Here is a 20,846-nt window from a genome sequence, read left to right on the forward strand (position 1 = left end):
CAGATCTCCGGATCGATCGAGCAAGCCAGGAAAGGGCGTTTTGTGCGCCCTTTCCTACGCAAGGAACGCGGGATAGCAACCCGTAAGGTCAATTAAGAGAGTAGGGTCGGGGGACGTTCAAAGTTTCTCGCTATCTCTCGCAATCGCGCGGCAGCTCGAGTCGTATTCAGGAGCCCGTTGCAATGTCTACCCCGCAGTCGCTGACTCATTCGCAGATCGATTTCGTCCATCACGATTTCGAAGCGCTGGCCTCTCACATGCGCCATTGCGCACGCGCCCACGGGCGATGGTTCTCGGTGCGAAGCCACATGCAGCGGGTGCGCGCGCTCGCTGCGGGCCGGATCGTCACGATGGCTTTCGTTGCGGTCGCTTTCGGTATCGGGCTGTTCGCCGTCGCTTGAGGGTGGCAGACCCTGAAGCGACACGGGCTGCAATTTCCCCCGAGAGGGGGCAAATAGTCGGCCCCCTCCTCGAACTCCAGACAAAGGCGGCGCCATGAGCGCCGCCTTTGTCGTTGACCGGCTCGCAGATCTCAGTGCGTACGCGCGCGCGCTGCTCCTTGCGCCCCACGACCCGGTGGCGCTGCCGATCCGCGCCGAGCTCTTCGGAGCCCAGCGCTTCGAACAGCACGGCCACAGCCTGGCCCGGGCCCAGGTGGTCGAACTCGACCCGCGCCGCGCGCGCGAGGGAGCGCCCTTTTTCCCGCGCGTGGACGAAAACCTCGAATCGCTGCGCAATGCTTTCGACTACATCGCACTGATCTCGCAGAGCGGGCGCTATGTATCTCCCGCAGCCGAATGGCTGCTCGACAACTTCCACCTTGTGGAGGCGCAGCTCCAGCAGATCCACGACGGCGTGCCGCGCAGCTACTACGCGCGGCTGCCCAAGCTCGCCACGCCGCCGCTCGCGGGCCTGCCGCGCGTCTACGGCATTGCCTGGGCCTACGTGGCCCATACCGACAGCGTGCTCAACAAGACGCTGTTCACCGCCTTTCTGAACGCCTACCAGGACATCGACGAGCTCACGCTCGGCGAACTCTGGGCGCTGCCCACCACCCTGCGCGTGGTGCTGCTCGAAAACCTGCGCCGCGTGGCCGAGAGCATTGCGGAGAACAAGGTGGCGCGCGAAATAGCGCACGCGGTCTGGGACGCGGCACCGCATCTGTCGACGCAGGACCTCGACACGTTGTACCGCGCATTGCAAAGCCACAACCTGCAGGATGCGTACCTCACGCAGCTCTGGCAGCGCCTGCCGGTGGAGCACGGAGAGAACACGCCGGCGCTGGTGCGCTGGACCGAGCAGCACTGCCCCAACGGGCCGGCGCTGATCGGCGAGGCGCAGAACGCGCAGGCCGCGGCCAACCTCACGGTCGGCAACATCATCACCACGCTGCGCATGATCGGGCAGGTCGAGTGGAGCGGCCTGATCGAACCCGTCAGCCGCTCGCTGCGCGCGCTGCACGAGCTGCCCAGCTTCGCCGATGAAAGCGAGCTCACGCGCCAGCAGATCACGCATGCGATGGAGCGGATCGCGCGCGACTGCGGCCGATCCGAACGCGAAGTGGCCCAGGCCGTGGTGCGGCTCGCGGCCGCTGCGCCGGCCGGCCGTGACAGCGCCGGCACCGATCGCGCCGACAGCACCGCCGGCTACCACCTGTTCGGCCAAGGGCGCGATGCGCTGGTCGCGGCGCTGCAGTCCGATGCGCCGGCGGGCCGTGCCGGCCGGCCGGCGAGGGCCCGGCGGCTGCATGGCCGCCGCGGCTGGCGCCTGCTCGCCTATGTGCTGTCCATCGTCCTGGGCACGGTGTGGCTGCTCGCGACCGTCGCGCACGGCCTGCCTCCGCCGCGCGGCTGGACCGCCATCGCAGCGATGGCACTGCTCGCATGGCCGCTTTCGGAGGCGTTGATCGCCCTGGCGCAGCGCATCGTGGCCGAGTCGGTGCGGGTGCAGGCATTGCCTCGCCTCGACTTCGCGGCCGGCATTCCCGAACGGCATCGCACGCTGGTCGTCATTCCCACGCTGCTGAGCTCACCCGCGAACACCGCGCAGCTCGCGCACCGGCTCGAACTGCACTGGCTCGCCAATCGTGAGGCGCACGCCCAGTTCGCGCTGCTGACCGACTGGGCCGATGCCCCGCAAGCCTCGCTGCCGGAAGACGCGCCGCTGCTCGACGATGCCGTTGCGCGCATCGCCGCGCTCAACGCCAGATATCCGGCGCCCGCCGGCGCGGCCCCGCGCTTCCTGCTGCTGCACCGGCCGCGCAGCTGGAGCGGTACCGAAGAACGCTGGATGGGCTGGGAGCGCAAGCGCGGCAAGCTCGAAATGCTGATGCGCCTGCTGGCAAGCGGCGACGCCAGCGGCTTCCTGCCGCTTGCGCCGGGCCAGCAGCTGGCCCCGGGACGAACGCCCTATGTGCTGACCCTCGACAGCGACACGGGCCTGCCGCCGGGCGCGCTGCGCGACCTGGTGTCGATCGCCGCCCATCCGCTCAATGCCCCCGAGATCGACGCACAAGGGCGGCGCGTGGTCGCGGGCTTCGGCATCCTCCAGCCGCGCATCGTGACGCCGTTTCCGATGCGCAGCGAGCGCTCCTTCTTCCACTGGATGTTTGCCGGGCAGTGCGGGCTCGACCCCTACGGCAGCGGCGCATCCGACATCTACCAGGACGTGTTCGGCAGCGGCTCCTTCACCGGCAAGGGCCTGCTGAACGTGCGCGCGGTGCATGCCGCACTCGACGGGCGCCTGCCCGAAGGCGCGGTGCTGAGCCATGACCTGCTCGAAGGCACGGTCGCGCGCTGCGCGATGGTGAGCGACGTGGTGCTGATCGAGGACCACCCGCACCACTCCGGCGTGGCCGCATCGCGCGTGCACCGCTGGGTGCGCGGCGACTGGCAGCTGCTGCCACTGCTGTGGCGCGCCAGGCACTTCGGCATCGATGCGCTCGGGCTCTGGAAGATGGGCGACAACCTGCGCCGCTCGCTGGTGGTGCCCGCCTCCTTCGCGCTGCTGGTGCTCGTGGTCTTCACGCAGGCCATGCCGCTCGGATGGGCGCTGGCCGCGGTCGCCGCGGCGCTCATGCTCGGACCGCTGCTCGGCGCCCTGGCGGGACTGGTGCCGACGCGCCGCGCCATCGAGCTGCGCCACTTCTTCGACGTCGGTGCGGTGGAACTGCTGCGGGCCATGGCCGGCGCAGCCTGGCAGTTCGTGCAGCTGGCGGCACAGGCGCGCCTGCTGCTCGATGCGATGTTCCTGGCGACATGGCGGCTGACCGTCAGCCGCAGGCACCTGCTTCAATGGACCACGACCGCCCAGGCCCAGGCCCAGTCCAGCCAGCAGCTGTTGCCCTTCCTGCGCAACGCGGCCCTCAGCAGCGCGCTCTGCCTGGCGCTGGCCGTGGTGGCGGCGTGCTGGAGCGCCTACCCGGTGGCCGGGCCGCTGTTGTTCCTGACCTGGGCGCTGGCGCCGTTCGCGGCGTGGTGGAGCAGTCGCGTCGATGCGCAGGTGCCCGATCCTTTGAGCGCCGAACAACGCGGCTACCTGGAGAAACTGGCGCACGACACCTGGCGCTTCTTCGAGCACGTGGTCGGCCCGCAAGACAACCACCTGCCGCCCGACAACCTGCAGCTCGAGCCGCGGCCGACCATCGCCCACCGCACCTCGCCGACCAACATCGGCATGTACCTGCTGGCCACCTGCTGCGCGCGCGAGTTCCGCTGGATCGACACCGCGGCGCTGCTCGCGCGCATCACGGCCACGCTCGACACCGTGGACCGCATGCAGAAGCACCAGGGCCATCTCTTCAACTGGTACGACACGCAGACGCTTCAGTTGCTGCCGCCCGCCTACGTATCCAGCGTGGACAGCGGCAACCTCGCGGGCCACCTGGTGGCCGTGGCCCAGGCCTGCCGCGCCTTTGCTGCCGAGGGCTGCCAGCGCCACGAGGAACCCGCGCTGGAGGCGCTGGCTCAGCGCTGCGATGCGCTGCACGCCGGCATGGATTTCAGCGGCCTCTACGACCCCAAGCGGCACCTGTTCCACATCGGCCTGCGTGTCGAGGAGAACGTGCTCGATGCCAGCTACTACGACCTGCTGGCCTCCGAGTCGCGCTTGTTGAGCTTCCTGGCGATTGCGAAGGGGGATGTACCTCGCCGCCACTGGATGGCGCTGGGCCGGCCGTTCCTGCTGGTGGGTTTCCAGCCCGGCCTCAAGTCGTGGTCCGGTTCGATGTTCGAGTACCTGATGCCCGCGCTCGTGATGCCGGAGCCTGCCGACGGCCTGCTGCAGGTGGCCAACGCCGCGGCCATCGCCGAGCAGCAGGCCTTCGGCCGTTCGCTGGGCCTGCCATGGGGCATTTCGGAATCGGCCTACTTCGCGCAGGACCACTCGCTGGCCTATCAGTATTCGCCGTTCGGTGTGCCACGCCTCGCGCTGCGCCGCACGCCGCCCACCGACCGCGTGGTGGCGCCCTACGCGAGCGCCATGGCCGCCGTGCTCGAACCGGCCGCGGCGGTGGCCAACCTGGAGCTGCTCGAATCGCTCGGCGCGCGCGGGGAATTCGGCTTTCACGACGCGGTGGATTTCACCACCTCGCGCCAGGCCGAGGGACAGGACTTCACCGTGGTGCGCAACTTCATGGCGCACCATCAGGGCATGTCTCTGGTGGCGCTGTGCCATGTGCTGCGTACCGAGGCGCCGCGCCGCTGGTTCGGCAGTGCCGCGCTGGTGCAAGCGCACGAATCGCTGCTGCACGAGCGCACGCCGCGGCAGATCATCGGCAGCGCCGATCCGCGTACGCCGCCCGAGCCCAGCCTGAGCGAACTTGCGCCCCTGTTCCAGCCCCGCGCGGTGGACCCGACGGCGTCCCGCTTCCAGCCCACCCACCTGCTGTCGAACGGGCGCTACACGGTGGCCCTGCGCGCCAACGGCGCGGGCGTCAGCCGGTGGCACGCATTCAACGTGACCCGCTGGCGCGACGATCCGCTGCGCGACAGCCACGGGACCTTCTTCTACCTGCGCGATACCAAAAAAGATGGAGGCCGGCAGGAGCCCGTTTCGCTCACGGCCCTGCCCGCGCCCGGCGCCGGCTGGACCTACCGCACCCGCTTCCTCGCCGAGCAGGTGCAGTTCGATGCGGCCGGCGACGGCCTGCAAGCGCGCACCACGGTGCTGATCAGCCCGGAGGACGACACCGAGCTGCGCAACATCACGCTGCACAACAGCGGCGGAGAGACCCGCACGCTCGAACTCGTCTCCTACTTCGAGCCGGTGCTGTCGAATCCCAAGGCCGACGAGGCGCATCCGGCCTTCGCCAACCTGTTCGTCGAGTCGCGCTGGGAACCCGCATGGCGTGCGCTGCTGATGGCGCGCAAGCCGCGCCTGCACGGCGACCCGGTGGTGGCCGCCGCGCACTTCCTTGCCTCGGTCGATGCCCATGTGCTTTCCATCGACTGCATGACCGACCGGCGCGCCTTCATCGGCCGCAACCGGTCGCTCGCGAACCCCGCGCTCGATGCGCAGCCGCTGGCGGCCGACGGCACGCCGGTGAACGGGCTCGATCCCATCGCATGCCTGCGCGTGCGCCTGTCGATCGCGCCGGGGGCCACCGCGCGGCTGAGCTTCGCCACCGCCGCCGACGCAAGCATCGAGGCGCTGATGCCCAGCATCGACCGCTACCTGGAGCCGATGCACGTCGAACGCGCCACGCGCATGGCTGCCACGCTGGCGCAGGTGCGGCTGCGCGACTTGAGCATCGCACCCGCGCAGACCTTTGCGCTGCAGGACCTGACGACCATCCTCACCTACACCACGCCGCGCGTGATGAAGGACCGCGGACTGGTCGACCTGCGGCAGATCTGGCGCTTCGGCATCTCGGGCGACAAGCCCATCGTGCTGGTCGCGATCCATTCGATGGACGGCATGGGGCTCATCAACGCATTGCTGCGTGCGCAGCCGTGGTGGGGCTTCGGCGGCGTGGCCTGCGACCTGGTGGTGCTCAACGGCGAGCCGAACTCCTACCTGATGCCGCTGCAGCGCGAGATCGAGGCGCTGCGCCTGCGCGTTGCGCACCAGACGCAGAACAGCTTTCCACGCAACGACACGGCAGGCTTCTACCTGCTGCGCGACCACGAGGTGGCGGCCTCGGAGAAGGCGGCGCTTTCGAAGCTGGCGCGCGTGGTGTTCACCGCCGACGGGCGCCCCCTCGAGACGCAGGTGGCGGCTCTGCACGAGGCGCGGGTCGATGCCGGCACGGACGCCGAGGCCCAGGCCGCATCGTCGCGTGCCGCGTTGCTGGTCCGGCCCGCGGCGACACCGTCCACGACAGCGCCTGCTGGAAGCTTCGATGCCGACAGCGGCGAGTTCCGCTTCGAGGTCGGCGCCGGCCACCGCACGCCGCGCCCCTGGATCAACGTGATCGCCAACGCCGGCTTCGGCTTCCAGGTGTCCGAATGGGGCACCGGCTTCACCTGGGCCGGCAACAGCCGCATGCACCAGCTCACGCCATGGTCGAACGATCCGGTGCAGGATCCGGCCTTCGAACACTACCTGCTGCAGGACCTCGCCTCGGGCGTGCTGTTGCCGCTCACGCCGGCGGGCCAGGGTGCGGGCGATGGCGGCGAAGTGCGGCATCGCGTGCGGCATGGCCAGGGCTACACGGTCTTCGAGGGCCGGCAGCGGGAGCTCGCCATCAAGACCACCTTCTTCGCGGACCGGGACGACGCCGTCAAGCTGGTGCATGTGCGCGTGCACAACCAGGGCTCCGGCCAGCGGCGCCTGCGCGCGCTCGGCATGGCCGAGTGGCAGCTCGGCGCCGCGCGCGGAGACCGGCGCACCGTTCATTGCTGGAAGCCCGAAGACCAGCCTGCGGTGTTCGGCCAGCAGCGTGAATCGAGCACGGGCTTTGGCGGCAGCACGGCTTTCCTGCTGCTGGCAGGTTTGCCGGGTGCCACGCAATGGACCTGCGACCGCAACGAGTTCTTCGCGGGGCGCGGCATCGTCGAAGTGCCCGACACGCTGGCGCGCCGGGCCGGCAGCGGGCTCGATGCCTGCGCGGCGGTCGGCGGCGAACTGGTCGTCGGCGCCGGCCAGAGCGTCGGCTTCACCTTCGTGCTGGGCCACGCCGACGACGCCGATGCGGCGCTCGCCCTCGCCCGCCGCTGGCGCGAACGCGATGTGCCCGAAGCGCTGGCGCAGGTGCGCGGCTTCTGGGACGAGCTGCTGGGCCGCCTGCAGGTGCGCACGCCCGACCCGCTGTTCGATGCCATGGCCAACCGCTGGCTCGTCTACCAGACGCTGGCCTGCCGGCTCTGGTCGAAGGCCGGCTTCTACCAGGCCGGAGGCGCCTTCGGATTTCGCGACCAGCTGCAGGATGCGATGGCCTTCGCGCTCACCGATCCTTCGCGGCTGCGCGAGCAGATCATCGTCAACGCGGCGCGCCAGTTCCCCGAGGGCGACGTGCAGCACTGGTGGCACATGCCCGGCGGCGCCGGCGTGCGCACGCATTTTTCGGACGACCTGCTGTGGCTGCCCTTTGCGACGGCGCACTACGTCGAGGTGAGCGGCGATGCCGCGCTGCTCGACCACGTGGTCGGATTCATCGAAGGCCCCGCGATTCCCGCGGGCGCCGAGGACGCCTACTACGCGCCGCAGCACAGCGGCCGCACGGCCACGGTGTTCGAGCACGGCGCGCTGACCATCGACCGCAGCCTGAAGACCGGCGTGCACGGCCTGCCGCTGATGGGCACCGGCGACTGGAACGACGGCATGAACCGGGTCGGCCATGAAGGCCGCGGCGAATCGGTCTGGCTGGCATGGTTCCTGTGCAGCGTGGTCGAGCAATACGCGCCGATCGCCCAGGCGCGCGGCGAGCACGCCAGGGCCGCGCGCTGGAACGAGGCGCGGCGAGGCTGGATCGCCGCGCTGCACGATGCCGGCTGGGACGGCGCCTGGTTCCGCCGCGCCTTCTTCGACAATAGCGCGCCGCTCGGTTCGTCGGCCAATGACGAGTGCCGCATCGACCTGATCGCGCAAGCGTGGTCAGTGCTCTCGGGCGCATCGGACGACGCCCGCACCGGCCCGGCGATGGCCGCCGTCAAGACGCATCTGCACGACGGGCCGGCCGGCCTGCTGCGCCTGCTGGCGCCGCCCTTCGCCCACTCGGCCAACAATCCGGGCTACATCCAGGCCTACCCGCCCGGCGTGCGCGAGAACGGCGGGCAGTATTCGCACGGCGCGGTGTGGGCGCTGATGGCGCAGGCAATCCAGGGCGACCATGAAGCGGCATGGCGCAGCTTCGAGGGCCTGAGCCCCGCGCACCGCGCGATGCATCCCGAGCGCGGACCCGCCTACGAACTGGAGCCCTACGTGATGGCCGGCGACATCTACAGCGCCGCGCCGTATGTCGGGCGCGGCGGCTGGAGCTGGTACACCGGCTCGGCCGCATGGCTGCACCGCGCCGCCGTCGAAACGCTGCTGGGCCTGCGCGTGAAGGGCCGCATGCTCGCGCTGACGCCGCGCGTACCCGCGCACTGGCCGGGGTTCGAGATTGCGCTGCGGCTCGGGCAGCGGCGTCTGACGCTGCAATGGGGAACGCCCGATGCCGCCGGAACGCCCACGCACCATGCCGCCATCGGCGAATGGATCGACTGGCAGGCGCTGCCGGCGGATGCGGTGCTGCGGGTGAGTTAAGGTCCGCGGGCCGATTCCATTTCCCTGTCCATGACCACCATCCAGTCCCGCCGCAAGCTCATCGTCTTCATCCTGCTGTGCGTGGCGGTCGCGGGCGCGATCGTGCGGCACTACGCCGAGCGCGGCACGACCACGCGCGACATCGGCACGCTGCTGATGGTGCTGTGGGTGCCGATCATCGGCAACGTCATTGCCTGGCTCATCGGCAAGCTGCCGCGTCGCGCGCCGCCGGCCGAGCCCGCGACCTTCGATGCGACGCGCGCGTTCGCGCCCCACTTCCTGGCCGAGCTCACGCTGCGCCCGCCGGCGCTGCCTTCGCACGACGTACCGCTGGCCGCGGGCGAATACCGCTGCGCGCTGGTGGTCGGCAGCGAAGGCTTCTCCGCGCGCTGGTTCGTGCCGCAGGGAGAAGTGCTCGCAAGGGGAAAGCCGCATGCGCTCGACATCGAGCTTCTGTCGCCGGAAACCGCAGCGGCGCGGTTTCCCGCAGGTGCGGCCTTTCGCGTGCTGGTGGGCGATTCGTTCATTGCCGATGGGCGGGTGCTGGAGCTTCGCGCATCGCACGTCTAGCGGAACCGGGAAGGCGGCGAACGGCAAAAGGGTCGATTGTTCTCCGCCGGGAAACTGACTACTGCCGGCAGGCCCCTTTGTCGCGGACCCGTCCGCTCCGACACTGGGCAGCCTTTCGCAACAACGTGTCGGTATGCGCTTGCCGACGCGGCCCAGGACCTCTTCCCATGACGAATTCACCCAGCAGCAACCCCTGCATCGATGATCTTGCGCCCGAACCCGCCAGGACCGCCCGCTCCGCCTGGCTTGCGGTCGGCTCGATCGCCGTCGGCACCTTTGCCATGGTCTCGACCGAGTTCATGCCCATCGGCCTTTTGACCGACATCGCCCGCGGGCTGAACGTGTCCGACGGCACGGCCGGCCTGATGATCACCATGCCCGGCGTGCTGGCCGCCTTTGCCGGCCCCGCGCTGATCGTGGCCTCGGGCCGGCTCGACCGGCGCACCGTGCTGATCGCGCTCACCACCCTGCTGATCGCCTCGAACCTGCTGGCCGCCTTTGCGCCCAACTTCGCGACCATGCTGGTCGCACGCCTGATGCTCGGCCTGTGCGTGGGCGGCTTCTGGACCTTCGCGCCGGCCGCCGCCACGCAGCTGGTGCCGGACGCCTCCAAGGCGCGCGCCATGTCGCTGGTGCTGGCGGGCGTGTCCGCCGCCACCGTGCTCGGCGTGCCTGCCGGCTCGTTCCTGGGCACGCAGTTCGGCTGGCGCGCCTCGTTCGCCGCGCCCGGCGCGCTCGCAGCCGCGGTGCTGCTGGTGCAGCTGTGGCTGCTGCCCGCGATACCGCCGGTGCGCGCCATCGGTGCGCGCGACCTGCTCACGCCGCTGACGCGCCGCATGGCGCAGGTCGGGCTGCTCGCGGTGCTGTTCTTCATTGCCGGCCACTTCGCGGCCTACACCTACCTGAAGCCGCTGCTGCAGCAGGTGTTCGGGCTCGCGCCCAACTCGGTCTCGACACTGCTGCTGGTCTATGGCGCGGTGGGCTTCGTCGGCACCTTCCTCGGCGGCAGCCTGGTGGCGCGCAGCGTGCGCGGCACCACCCTGCTGGCGGCGCTGATGCTGGCCACGGCACTCTTGCTTTCGACCGTGATCGGCTCCGGCTTCGTGCCCGGCGCGGTGGTGGTCGTGATCTGGGGCGTGGCCTTCGGCCTGATCCCTGTCGCGCTCACGGGCTGGATGATGGAGGCCGTGCCCGACGCTCCCGAAGCCGGCCAGGCCCTGCTCGTGAGCGGCTTCCAGGTGGCGATCGCTTCCGGCGCGCTGATCGGCGGCGTGACGGTCGACAACCACGGCATCTCCAGCGCGATGGTGCTCAGCGGCGTGCTGGTGCTGATTGCGGCGCTCATCGTCGGCACGCTGGGCCGGGCGCGCGGCGGCGCCGCGCTGGCTACTTCTTCGGCCGAGTAGCAGCGCGGCCGGCCTCTGCGCCCGCCGCCAGGATCGCATCGAGCACCACGCGCAGGGCCTTGTTGACCGGCTTGTCGCGCCGGATCACCACGGCGAGCGTGCGGTGCATGCGGGGGTCCAGCCGGCTGATCTTCAGGCCGGGGTGCGCGCCGCGGCCCGTCATCGCCATGCGCGGCACGATGCCGTAGCCCAGCCCCGCAGCCACCATTTCCTTCATGGCCTCGACGCTGCCCAGCTCCATGACAGGCTGCGGCTGCAGGCCTTCGGCCGCGAACCAGCGGTCGACCAGCTTGCGCGTGTTGGCCGCGGGCTCGAACAGCACCAGCGGCAGCGCAGCCAGATCGGCGGGCGCCACGCGCGCCTTCAGCGGCGCGAGATCGCTGCGACCGATGGCGATGAACTCGTCGTCGAGCACCGGCACGACGCTCAGTGACCGGCCCGCGGCCGGCAGCGTCACCAGCGCAAGGTCGCTGCTGTTCTCCTCCACCTTGCGGACATGGTCGTCGGTGTTGCCGGTGCTCACCACGATGCCGAGCGCCGGAAACTGTTCGCGCAGGCTGCGCAGCACGGCCGGCAAGAAATACAGGCAGGCGGTGGCGCCGGTGCCCAGCCGCACGCGGCCCGTGATGCCGCTCGCGTGGTCCGCCAGCGCGTCGATGGCGTTCTCCACCGCGGTCTCGATGTGGTGGCTGTGCCGCAGCAGCTCCGCGCCGGCCGGCGTGGCCCTGGCGCGCTTGCCGACGCGCTCGACCAGGCGCACCGCGAGCCTGCGCTCCAGCTGGCGGATCTGCAGGCTCACCGCAGGCTGCGTGAGGCCGAGCCGGTCGGCCGCGGCCGAGAAGCTGCCAGTTTCGATCACCAGGCCGAAAGACCGGAGCTGATCGAGGTTCAGTGTCTTGTCCAAAGTATTTCTTATGCCTTGCATCAGTAAGCGAAGCTTCACTTATCGTCAGTGCAGCGTCAAGATCCGCGCCATGCCTCCGCCAACCCAAGCACTCGCTGCCATTGAAATCCTCGACGCCGGGGCGCACCACATGCCATCGGTACAGGCCATCTACAGCCGCTACGTGCTGCACGACCTGTGCTCCTTCGAGGAAGAGGTGCCCAGCGTCGAAGAGATGCAGGCGCGCCGCGCCGGCGTGCTTGCGCGCGGCCTCCCCTACCTTGTTGCGGTGAAGGACGGCGAGGTGGCCGGCTACGCCTATGCGAGCCCCTACCGCAGCCGCTCCGCCTACCGCTACACGGTCGAAGACTCGATCTATGTCGCAGAGGGCATGCAGGGCCATGGCATCGGCCGCGCGCTGCTCCAGGAGCTGATCCGGCGCTGCACCGGCAGCGGCTTCGCGCAGATGGTGGCGGTGATCGGCAACAGTGCCAACGCGGGCTCGCAGCGCGTGCACCTGGGCCTGGGCTTCGAAACGGTGGGCGTGCTGCGCAACGTGGGGTTCAAGTTCGGGCAGTGGGTCGACACCGTGCTCATGCAACGTGCGCTGCGCTGAACCGGCCCCCGCTCGCGGATGGCTCGCGCTGCTGTGCGCGAGCCGGCTGCTGCAGGCCATGGTGGTCACAGCCTATTCCGGGGTGCTGCCTTTCATGATGGCCGACTGGCGCATGACAGCCGCGCAGGCCGGCTCGATCCAGAGCGCATGGCACGTCGGCTACATGAGCTCGCTGTTTGCCGTGGGCCTGCTGGCCGACCGCTACGGCCCGCACCGCGTCTTCTTCATCGGCAGCGCGGTCAGCGCATGCTCGGCACTGACTTTTGCCGCCTTCGCGCACGACCATCTTTCGGCGCTGCTGCTCTACGGCCTGGCCGGGCTGTGCGCGGGCGCCTCGTACACGCCGGGCCTGCAGCTGCTCGCGCGCAACGCCGAGCCCGCCGTGCGCGGCCGGGCGATGGGGCTCTTCCTTGGGTCGGCGTCGATGGGCTACGCCTTGTCGCTGGCGGTGGTGGCGGCCTTCAGCCATGCCCTGCACTGGCGGTTCGGCCTGCTGGCGGCGGCGGGCTGCACCTTCGCGGGTGCGCTGCTGACGGTGCCGGCACTGCGGCGCATGCGGCCGCCCGCACCGCCTGCCGGCACGGGAACGCCGCGCGAAGGCACCTGGCATGCGCTGGCCGAGACGGTGCGCGACAAGCCCGCCATGGCCGGCAACTGGGCCTATGCCTTCCACTGCTGGGAGCTGATGGCCCTGTGGGCCTGGCTGCCGGCCTACCTGGTCGCCTCGGCCGGCGGTGCCGCGCCATGGCAGGGCGCGGGCATTGCGCTGGCGGCGCTCGCGCACCTGGTGAGCGTGTTCGGCAGCATCGGGGGCGGTGCCGCGTCCGACCGCTTCGGCCGCGCACGCATCATGATGGCCGCCACGCTCATGAGCCTGTGCATGTCCTTCGCGTTCGGCTGGATGTGGACCTGGCCGCTGTGGCTGCTGGCCGCGATGGCCGCCATCTACAACCTGCTCGCGATCGCGGACTCTTCCGTCTATTCGACCGCGCTGGCCGACGTGGTGGCGCCGCACCGGCTGGGCGTGGCGTACTCGGTGCGCTCGGTGATGGGCTTCGGCGCCGGCGCGCTGAGTCCGTGGGTGTTCGGCCTTGCGCTGGACTGGGGGCAGACGCGCTTCGGCCTCGGCAGCACGTACAGCTGGGTGGCGGCATGGAGTTCGGTCGGACTCGGCGCGCTGCTGGGGCCGTGGATGATCGTGCGCTTCGGCCGGCTGGAGCGCGGCCGGCGTGCCGGATGAGCCCCTACTCCCCGAGCAGCTCCCCGATCGGCTGCAGATCCTCGACCCGGTCGCAGATCGACTTGATCACCATGGTGATCGGAATGCCCAGCAGCAGCCCCCACACGCCCCAGAGCCAGCCCCAGAAGATCACGCCCACGAAAACGGCCACCGGATTCATGCGGCTGGTGCGGCTGGTGAGCCAGGGCATCAGCAGGTTGCCGACCAGCGTGTGGATGGCGAGCGACACGCCGCCCACCAGGACGCCCATCTCCAGGCTGTTGAACTGCAGGAAGGCCACCAGCCCCGCGGCCACCATCACGATCACCGAGCCGACGTAGGGAATGAGGTTGGTCACGCCCGCGATGATTCCCCACACGGCCGCGTTCTCCACCCCGATGGCCCAGAAGGCGAGGCCGGTCGTCACACCCACCAGCGCGCTGATGAGGATCTGCACCAGCAGGTAGCGCTCGATGTTGCGGGTGATGTCGTCGAGCACATGAACGGTGACCTTCTTCTTCTGCAGGCTCGGGCCGGTGATCTTGATCAGCTTGCGCCGGAAGGTGTCTCCCGAGCACAGTGCGAAGTAGGTCAGGAAGGCGACCAGCGTGAGCTGCCCGATCGCCTCGAGCAGGCCGACGGTGCCGCTCAGCAGGTAGTCGCGCACGTTGAAGGACGGCCGCTCGATCACGACGCGCGCGACGCCCTTGCGGGCCGCGACGCGCGCGGAGTTTTCCTCGGCCGCCTTCTCGAGCTGCGCGGCCGCCTGCTGCACGCTGTCGAGCGGCGTGGCGCTGGCGCCCCTGCTCCTGCGCATGGCCTGCCCCAGTTTCTGGGCCGCGACGGGCAGCGATTCGGCCAGTTGCGTGGCATTGCCCGAAAGCGAGTAGCCGGTCCAGCCCAGGCCGCCGAACAGGCCGACGAGAATCAGCGCCGCAGCGATCCAGCGCGGCAGACGCAGGCGGTGCAGCTGCTCGACCAGCGGCGACAGCGCGTAGGTCAGCATCAGGCTCAGCATCAGCGGGATGAACACGGCCTGGCCCCATCGCAGCGCGAAAACGCTGCCCAGCACGGCGAGCACCACCAGCGAGGCGCTGCGCACGTCGACCGGCATGTGCAGCAGCAGGCGCTCGGGCTCCGCCGCCAGTTCCGGCGGCACCGCTTCGGGCGGGGACTCCAGCACGGGCTCCGGCGGCACCTCGGGCGGCGCGTCCGCGGGCGGTGGCGTGGGCTGCGGCGTTGCCGGTGTCTCTCCGGCCGTTTTCTTGTCGTCGGTCATCGCGCTTCCTTCAGCACTTCGCGCACTGCAGCCAATTGTCGCCGCGACACCGCGACCGGTTCGGGAATCGCGTCGAGCCGCAGGGCCCAGCCTTCGGCGTCTTCCCCGTCATCGTATTTCTCGAGCGCGCGGATGGCCGAGCGCGCCACCAGCGCATTGCGGTGCACGCGCAGGAAGCGCGTGGGATAGCGCTCCTCGAATTCGTTCAGCGAGCCGTCCAGGATGTGGCTGCGGGTGGCGGTGCGCACCGTGAGGTACTTGTATTCGGACTTCAGGTAGAGCACCTCCGACAGCGGCACCCGCTCGGCACGGCCGCGGTCCTGGATGAGCACGCTTTCCTGCAGCGCGTCGGCCTGCAGCGCGCGCCGCTCCTTCAGGAAGCGCTCGGCCTTCTGCAGCGCCTGCTGAAGGCGCTCGGCGCGCACCGGCTTGGTCAGGTAGTCGACCGCATCGAGGTCGAAGGCCGTCACGGCATGGGCCGCATGGGCCGTGACGAACACCACGGCCGGCGCATCGGCCCGCCCGCGCAGGGCGCGCGCCACCTCGATGCCGTCGATGCCGGGCATGTGGACGTCGAGCAGCACCAGGTCCAGCGCCATGCCCGCGAGATGCTGCTGCGCCTCGGCGCCCTGGGCGGCCTCGGCCACCACCTCGGCGGCGGGCGAGCCGCAGTCGCGCAGCAGCGTGCGCAGGCGCGAGCGGGCCAGGGCTTCGTCGTCAACGATCAAGGTCTTGAGGGTCATGATTCGGCGGGAATGGCAATGCGCACGCGGTAGTTCTTCTGGTCCATGCCGGCGCTGAACTGCATCTGCATGTCGTGCAGGAGCCGCAGCCGGTCACGCACGTTGGCCAAGGCGATGCCATGGCCGCGCGGCAGGGGCTCGTCGGCCCAGCGCAGCGGCGGCAGGCTGTTGACGACCTCGATCACCACCACGCTGCCGCGGCGTTCGGTGCGGATGCGCAGCTTGGCGCCCTCGGGGCTGGGCTCCACGCCGTGCTTGATGGCATTTTCGACCAACGGCTGCAGCAGCAGCGGCGGCAGCCTGGCGCTGCTGGCCGCGGCATCGAGGTCCCAGCGGATGCGCAACCGGTCGCCGAAGCGCACCTGCTCGATGGCCAGGTAGCGCTCGGCCAGCGCAATCTCGTCGGCCAGCGTGCCCGATTCGCCCGGATCGGCCAGCGCCTGGCGGAACAGCTCGGCCAGGTCTTCGAGCATGGTCTCGGCCTTGGCGGGTTCTTCCCGCACCAGCGCAATGGCGCTGTTGAGCGTGTTGAACAAGAAGTGGGGGCGGATGCGCGACTGCAGTTCCTCCAGCCGGGCCGTCATGGCGGCTGGCGTCCGGCCGCGCGCGCGCAGCACCATCGCCGCCATCACCATGCCCGCAATGAACGCGCCCGCCACCGCGCTCGCGAGCCACGGCGCCGTGCCCAGCACGCCGGTCAGCCGCAAGAGGCCGCAACCGTAGAGCGAGGAAACGGCGCCCAGCGCGGCACCGGCCGCGTACTGCGCCTGTCGCGGCAGGCGGCCCAGCGGCTTCTTGAGCCCGCAGGCCGCCACCAGCCACAGCAGCGTCGCAGGCAGCGCGCCGCCCGTGACGGTGGCGGTCTGCACCAGCCATTCCCCAGGGGAGGACGACACGAACAGCGTCGCGGTCGCCACCAGCGCCTCCACGAACAGCACCGCGCGCAGCACCACCCCGATCTGGCAGGCGTCGAACAGCCCCGGGCTGCCGCGCACGGGCAAACGCCCTCTTTCCGGCGGGGCCGCAGGCGTGGAGGTGGAGGTGGCCGATAAAATCGACGGGTTGCGCATTACAGATACATTGGGTAACCAACCCATTATTGCCTCTAGCACGGCTCCCATGACTCAAAACCAACTCGACAAGAAATCCGAAGCCTGGTCGGCCCTGTTCTCCGAACCCATGAGCGACCTCGTGAAGCGCTACACCGCGAGCGTGTTCTTCGACAAGCGCCTGTGGCAGGCCGACATCGAGGGTTCCCTGGCGCATGCCGGCATGCTGGCCGCGCAGGGCATCATCGGCAAGCAGGACCACGCCGAGATCGAGCGTGGGATGGCGCAGATCCGCGCTGAAATCGAATCGGGCGCCTTCGAGTGGAAACTCGACCTGGAAGACGTGCACCTGAACATCGAGGCCCGGCTGACCCAGCTCGTGGGCGACGCCGGCAAGCGCCTGCACACCGGCCGCAGCCGCAACGACCAGGTCGCCACCGACGTGCGCCTGTGGCTGCGCGGCGAAATCGACCTGATTGCCGAGCTGCTGGTGGCGCTGCAGCTTTCGCTGGTGGACATCGCCGAGAAGAACGTCGAGGTCATCCTGCCCGGCTTCACGCACCTGCAGGTGGCGCAGCCGGTGAGCTTTGGCCACCACATGCTGGCCTACGTCGAAATGTTCAGCCGCGATGCCGAGCGCCTGCAAGACGTGCGCAAGCGCGTCAACCGGCTGCCGCTGGGCGCCGCTGCGCTGGCCGGCACCAGCTATCCGCTCGACCGCGAACTGGTCGCCAAAACGCTGAACATGGACGGCGTGTGCCAGAACAGCCTGGACGCCGTGAGCGACCGCGACTTTGCCATCGAGTTCACCGCGGCCGCGAGCCTGTGCATGGTGCACATCAGCCGCATGAGCGAGGAGCTCATTCTCTGGATGAGCCAGAACTTCGGCTTCATCCAGATTGCCGACCGCTTCACGACCGGCTCTTCGATCATGCCGCAGAAGAAGAACCCCGACGTGCCCGAGCTGGCCCGCGGCAAGACCGGCCGCGTGGTCGGCCACCTGATGGCGCTCATCACGCTCATGAAGGGCCAGCCGCTGGCCTACAACAAGGACAACCAGGAAGACAAGGAGCCGCTGTTCGACACCGTCGACACGCTCAAGGACACGCTGCGCATCTTCGCCGAGATGATCGGCGGCATCACCGTGAAGCCCGAGGCCATGGAAGCCGCCGCCCTGCGCGGCTACGCCACCGCCACCGACCTGGCCGACTACCTCGTGAAAAAGGGCCTGCCCTTCCGCGATGCGCACGAAACCGTGGCCCATGCGGTGAAGGCCGCCACCTCGCACAAGGTCGACCTCGCGGAACTGCCTCTGGCCGTGCTGCAGCAGTTCAACCCGAAGATCGAGAAGGACGTCTACGACGTGCTGAGCCTGCGCGGCTCGCTCAACGCGCGCAACATCCTCGGCGGCACCGCGCCGGCGCAAGTGAAGGCGCAGATTGCGCGCCATCGCGCAAGATTGGGATGACCCCCCGAAGCGCCTGCGGCGCCTCTCCCCACCGGGGGGCGCACCCTGCGGCCCGGCAAAGCCGGTTCCGCGGGTGCACTGGCATGGCCTGCTCCGCGGCCGTTCGAACCAACTGACATTCAAGGCCGCATTTGTTCTACGCCATCCCGCTCGAGAACCGACCGAGCTGGCGCAATCCGCCGTGGATGACGGTGCTGCTGATCCTCGTGAACATGATCGTGTTCTGGGGGCCGCAGCGCAGCGAGGAAAAGGCCGACGAGCGCGCGGCCCACTACTACGTGAACAGCGTGCTGCCCGAGCTGGAGCTGCCGCCTTTCGTGGAGTGGCTAGAAAAGACGGACCCCCAGCGCGGCAAGCCGGCGCGGCGCATGCTGCCGCACGAGGAAGCCCATCCGCAGCTGCTGGACGCTCTGCAGAACGACAGCAAGTTCCTGCACAAGCTGCAGGCCGACGAGGTCATCACGCCCGCGAACCCGCGCTACGCCGAATGGAAGCGCGACCGCCGGCAGTACGAGGCGATGCGGCCTGTGCCGTTCACCACGCGCTGGGCGCAGGACTACACCAAGGACGCGGAGTTCAAGCCCTGGACGTGGGTCACCGCCGCCTTCCTGCACGGCAGCACCGGCCACCTGCTGGGCAACATGCTGTTCCTCTTCCTGTTCGGCTTTTCGGTCGAGCTGGCGCTGGGCCGCGGCACCTACCTGGGCTTCTACATCCTGGGCGCAGCAGGTGCCTCGATGCTGGCCGGCTGGGCCTACGCAGGCAAGGGCAGCTACGGCCTGGGCGCCTCGGGCGCGGTGTCGGCGCTGATGGGCATGTACGCGGTGATGTACCGGCTGCGGCGCATCCGGTTCTTCTACCAGCTGTTCTTCTATTTCAACTACGTCACGGCGCCAGCGCTGCTGCTGCTGCCGGCCTGGATTGCCAACGAGCTGCTGCAGCACGCGGTGGGCGGCCAGGGCATCGCCTACATGGCGCACCTGGGCGGACTCTTGACCGGCGCGGCCCTGATGGCCAGCGCCATGGCGCTCAACAAGGTGAAGACGCCGGAGGCCGTGGTCTCGGAACAATCGAACGGCGATGAGGAATTCAACCGCCACGTGGCCGCGGCACGCCGGCTGGGCGCCGCCATGAAGTTCGAGGCGGCCACAGCCGAATGGCGCGCCGCCGCCGCCCTGCGCCCCGGCGACGCCGACACGCTGCGCGCCTGGTTCAACACCGCGCGGCTGCAGCCCGCGAGCGAAGATTTCCACCAGGCTGCGCGCCGCATCTTCCGCCTGCCCGCCACCGACCCCGACACCCTGGCGCTGCAGCACGCCAGCTACACCACCTACCTCGACCAGGCCAAGCCGGGCGCGCGCCTCAAGCCCGACGACATGGCCCGCCTGGCGCGCCGCTTCACGCGCGTGCGCCAGTTCCAGGATGCCGACAAGCTGTGCCGCGTGCTGCTGAAGACCGCGCCCGACCATCCGGAGCTGGCCGACACGCTGTCGGTCTGCGCCAACGGCCTGCTGCACGCCGGCGAGCGCGACATGGCTGTCAGCTGGCTGCCGCACCTGCTGCGGATCGCGCCCAACGACATGGTGACGCGCGCCCTCGAGCGCGCCTGACTGCGGCTGAAGATCAGGCCGCGGGCCGCAGCAGCCAGCGCACTTCCTGCGTCTGCTCGCTGTCCGGAAAGCGCGATTCGAGCGTGGCCAGGATCGGTTGCGCCATGTCGGCGCGGCCAAGCCCCTGCACCAGCACCCGGGCCGCCAGTTCGTAGGCCTGCGGAATGGCCGCATGGCCGCGAAAGCGCCGGTCGAAGCCCGACAGCAGCGCGAGCGCCGCGTGCGCGTCGCCATTGCGCCATTCGGCCCTGGCCAGCGTCATCACCGCGGGGGCGTCGTCGAGCACGAAGCTCTTGTCCTTTTCGCGGCAGGCCTTGAAGACCTTGAGCGCCTCGGACGCCAGGTCGCGCCGCAGCAGCAGCGGAATGAAGCGCCGCGCCTGGTCGAGCAGCGTGGACGCCTTGTCGGGCGCGAGCAGCAGCACGCGGTGGTAGCGGCGCTGCGCCGCCAGGTCGTCGGCCGGTGCCACGCGCTGTGCCTCGTAGGCGATGCCAAGTGCGCCGGCCACGTCGCCGTCGGTGATCAGCTGCGCCACTTCGGCATCGGTGCGCTGCGCGGCGATCTGCTCGGGCGTGCGGCGGTCCACCGGCGCGCCGTCGTCCACGCCGCCGCCGGGCAGGAGGTCGATGCCGAAGGCGTCGTGGTGCTGGTACATCACGTAGCCCAGCAGGCTCGACATCACCCAGCCGAAGTAGATGAAGGCGAAATTGGCGATCGGCAGCACGATCAGGCCGTCGATCATCGGCAGCAGCATGCCGATGGCGATCTGCGCGCCCGCGCTCAGCAGGAACAGGAAGAAGCACAGCAGCGCATAGGGCCAGCCGATGATGCGCATCGCATCCATCACGTGGCCGGGGTTCATGGCCTGGAAGAAGCTGCCCGACTGCACCAGCACGATCATCGCGGCCGGAAAGGTGAACGACACCACGAACACCGCGACGGTGCCCAGCACCGGTTGGTACCAGGCCAGCCAGCCGACCAGGGCGCCCTGCACCACCGAAATGGCGAACAGCTTCCAGGGCAGGTTGACCCAGTCTTCATTCAGCTCGCGCGGAAAATCGGCCGAGCGCCAGATGCCGCGCGAACCGAGCGCGGTGACCTTGAAGCCGTAGCGGCTGGCCGCCAACACGATGCCCAACTCGATCACGACCAGCGACAGGCCGGGATGCAGAAAAGGAATGGCCTCGAACAGCAGGCTGCAGAACGCGAGCGCCAGGCCATACATCAACGGCCGCAGCTGGAGCGGAAACGCGAAGAAGCTGTTGAGGCGGTGCCAGAAAGGCGGCGGGGGCGGAAGCGATTCCTTGATGAGCATGAT

13 protein-coding genes are annotated in these 20,846 nt (G+C 69.7%); 8 read left to right on the top strand and 5 right to left on the bottom strand.

The window, feature by feature from the left end; genetic code table 11:
* Positions 1–182: 182 nt before the first annotated feature.
* From IB278_RS26560 to IB278_RS26575, 4 genes are all read left to right on the top strand, one after another.
* Complete coding sequence (locus IB278_RS26560) at positions 183–401, top strand: hypothetical protein (RefSeq protein ID WP_145741406.1); 219 nt, start codon at positions 183–185, stop codon at positions 399–401.
* A gap of 94 nt (positions 402–495) precedes the next feature.
* Positions 496–8,685 (top strand): GH36-type glycosyl hydrolase domain-containing protein, encoded by an 8,190-nt coding sequence (locus tag IB278_RS26565; RefSeq protein WP_145741404.1) that lies wholly within the window; start codon positions 496–498, stop codon positions 8,683–8,685.
* Between the two features lie 30 nt (positions 8,686–8,715).
* Entirely contained in the window at positions 8,716–9,255 is a 540-nt protein-coding gene (locus IB278_RS26570) for a hypothetical protein (RefSeq protein ID WP_145741402.1), read from the top strand.
* Between the two features lie 167 nt (positions 9,256–9,422).
* The gene (locus tag IB278_RS26575) at positions 9,423–10,661 is read left to right on the top strand and encodes an MFS transporter (protein ID WP_145741400.1); all 1,239 of its coding nucleotides are present in this window, start codon (positions 9,423–9,425) and stop codon (positions 10,659–10,661) included.
* Here the strand turns inward: IB278_RS26575 and IB278_RS26580 are convergent.
* Complete coding sequence (locus IB278_RS26580; RefSeq protein ID WP_145741398.1) at positions 10,642–11,586, bottom strand: LysR family transcriptional regulator; 945 nt, start codon at positions 11,584–11,586, stop codon at positions 10,642–10,644. The two genes, IB278_RS26575 and IB278_RS26580, sit on opposite strands and share 20 nt — an antisense overlap.
* Before the next feature lie 49 nt (positions 11,587–11,635).
* On the opposite strand from IB278_RS26580, the gene IB278_RS26585 reads away from it, so the two are divergent.
* Complete coding sequence (locus tag IB278_RS26585) at positions 11,636–12,160, top strand: GNAT family N-acetyltransferase (protein ID WP_145741396.1); 525 nt, start codon at positions 11,636–11,638, stop codon at positions 12,158–12,160.
* Complete coding sequence (locus IB278_RS26590; RefSeq protein WP_145741394.1) at positions 12,147–13,400, top strand: MFS transporter; 1,254 nt, start codon at positions 12,147–12,149, stop codon at positions 13,398–13,400. Before IB278_RS26585 ends, IB278_RS26590 begins: the two co-directional genes overlap by 14 nt.
* 4 nt (positions 13,401–13,404) lie before the next feature.
* Here IB278_RS26590 and IB278_RS26595 read toward each other — a convergent pair whose 3' ends face one another.
* Genes IB278_RS26595 through IB278_RS26605 form a run of 3 tightly spaced genes read right to left on the bottom strand, consistent with a single transcriptional unit; the run spans position 13,405 to position 16,471 of the window.
* Entirely contained in the window at positions 13,405–14,658 is a 1,254-nt protein-coding gene (locus tag IB278_RS26595; RefSeq protein ID WP_145741392.1) for an AI-2E family transporter, read from the bottom strand.
* A complete protein-coding gene (locus tag IB278_RS26600; protein ID WP_145741390.1) occupies positions 14,655–15,401 on the bottom strand; it encodes a LytR/AlgR family response regulator transcription factor in 747 nt (248 codons plus the stop codon). Before IB278_RS26600 ends, IB278_RS26595 begins: the two co-directional genes overlap by 4 nt.
* Positions 15,398–16,471, bottom strand: coding sequence for a sensor histidine kinase (locus IB278_RS26605; protein ID WP_410000797.1), 1,074 nt, complete (start codon positions 16,469–16,471; stop codon positions 15,398–15,400). The genes IB278_RS26600 and IB278_RS26605 overlap by 4 nt, the downstream gene beginning before the upstream one ends.
* Before the next feature lie 49 nt (positions 16,472–16,520).
* Between IB278_RS26605 and argH the strand changes: the two genes are divergently transcribed.
* Positions 16,521–17,918, top strand: coding sequence for an argininosuccinate lyase (argH, locus tag IB278_RS26610; RefSeq protein WP_145741388.1), 1,398 nt, complete (start codon positions 16,521–16,523; stop codon positions 17,916–17,918).
* Between the two features lie 131 nt (positions 17,919–18,049).
* Entirely contained in the window at positions 18,050–19,528 is a 1,479-nt protein-coding gene (locus IB278_RS26615) for a rhomboid family protein (protein ID WP_145741386.1), read from the top strand.
* A 13-nt stretch (positions 19,529–19,541) separates the two neighbouring features.
* Here IB278_RS26615 and IB278_RS26620 read toward each other — a convergent pair whose 3' ends face one another.
* The gene (locus tag IB278_RS26620; RefSeq protein WP_192326662.1) at positions 19,542–20,843 is read right to left on the bottom strand and encodes a tetratricopeptide repeat protein; all 1,302 of its coding nucleotides are present in this window, start codon (positions 20,841–20,843) and stop codon (positions 19,542–19,544) included.
* Positions 20,844–20,846: the final 3 nt, after the last annotated feature.

The sequence above is a fragment of the Variovorax sp. VRV01 genome, from assembly GCF_014852545.1.
Taxonomy (GTDB): domain Bacteria; phylum Pseudomonadota; class Gammaproteobacteria; order Burkholderiales; family Burkholderiaceae_C; genus Variovorax; species Variovorax beijingensis_A.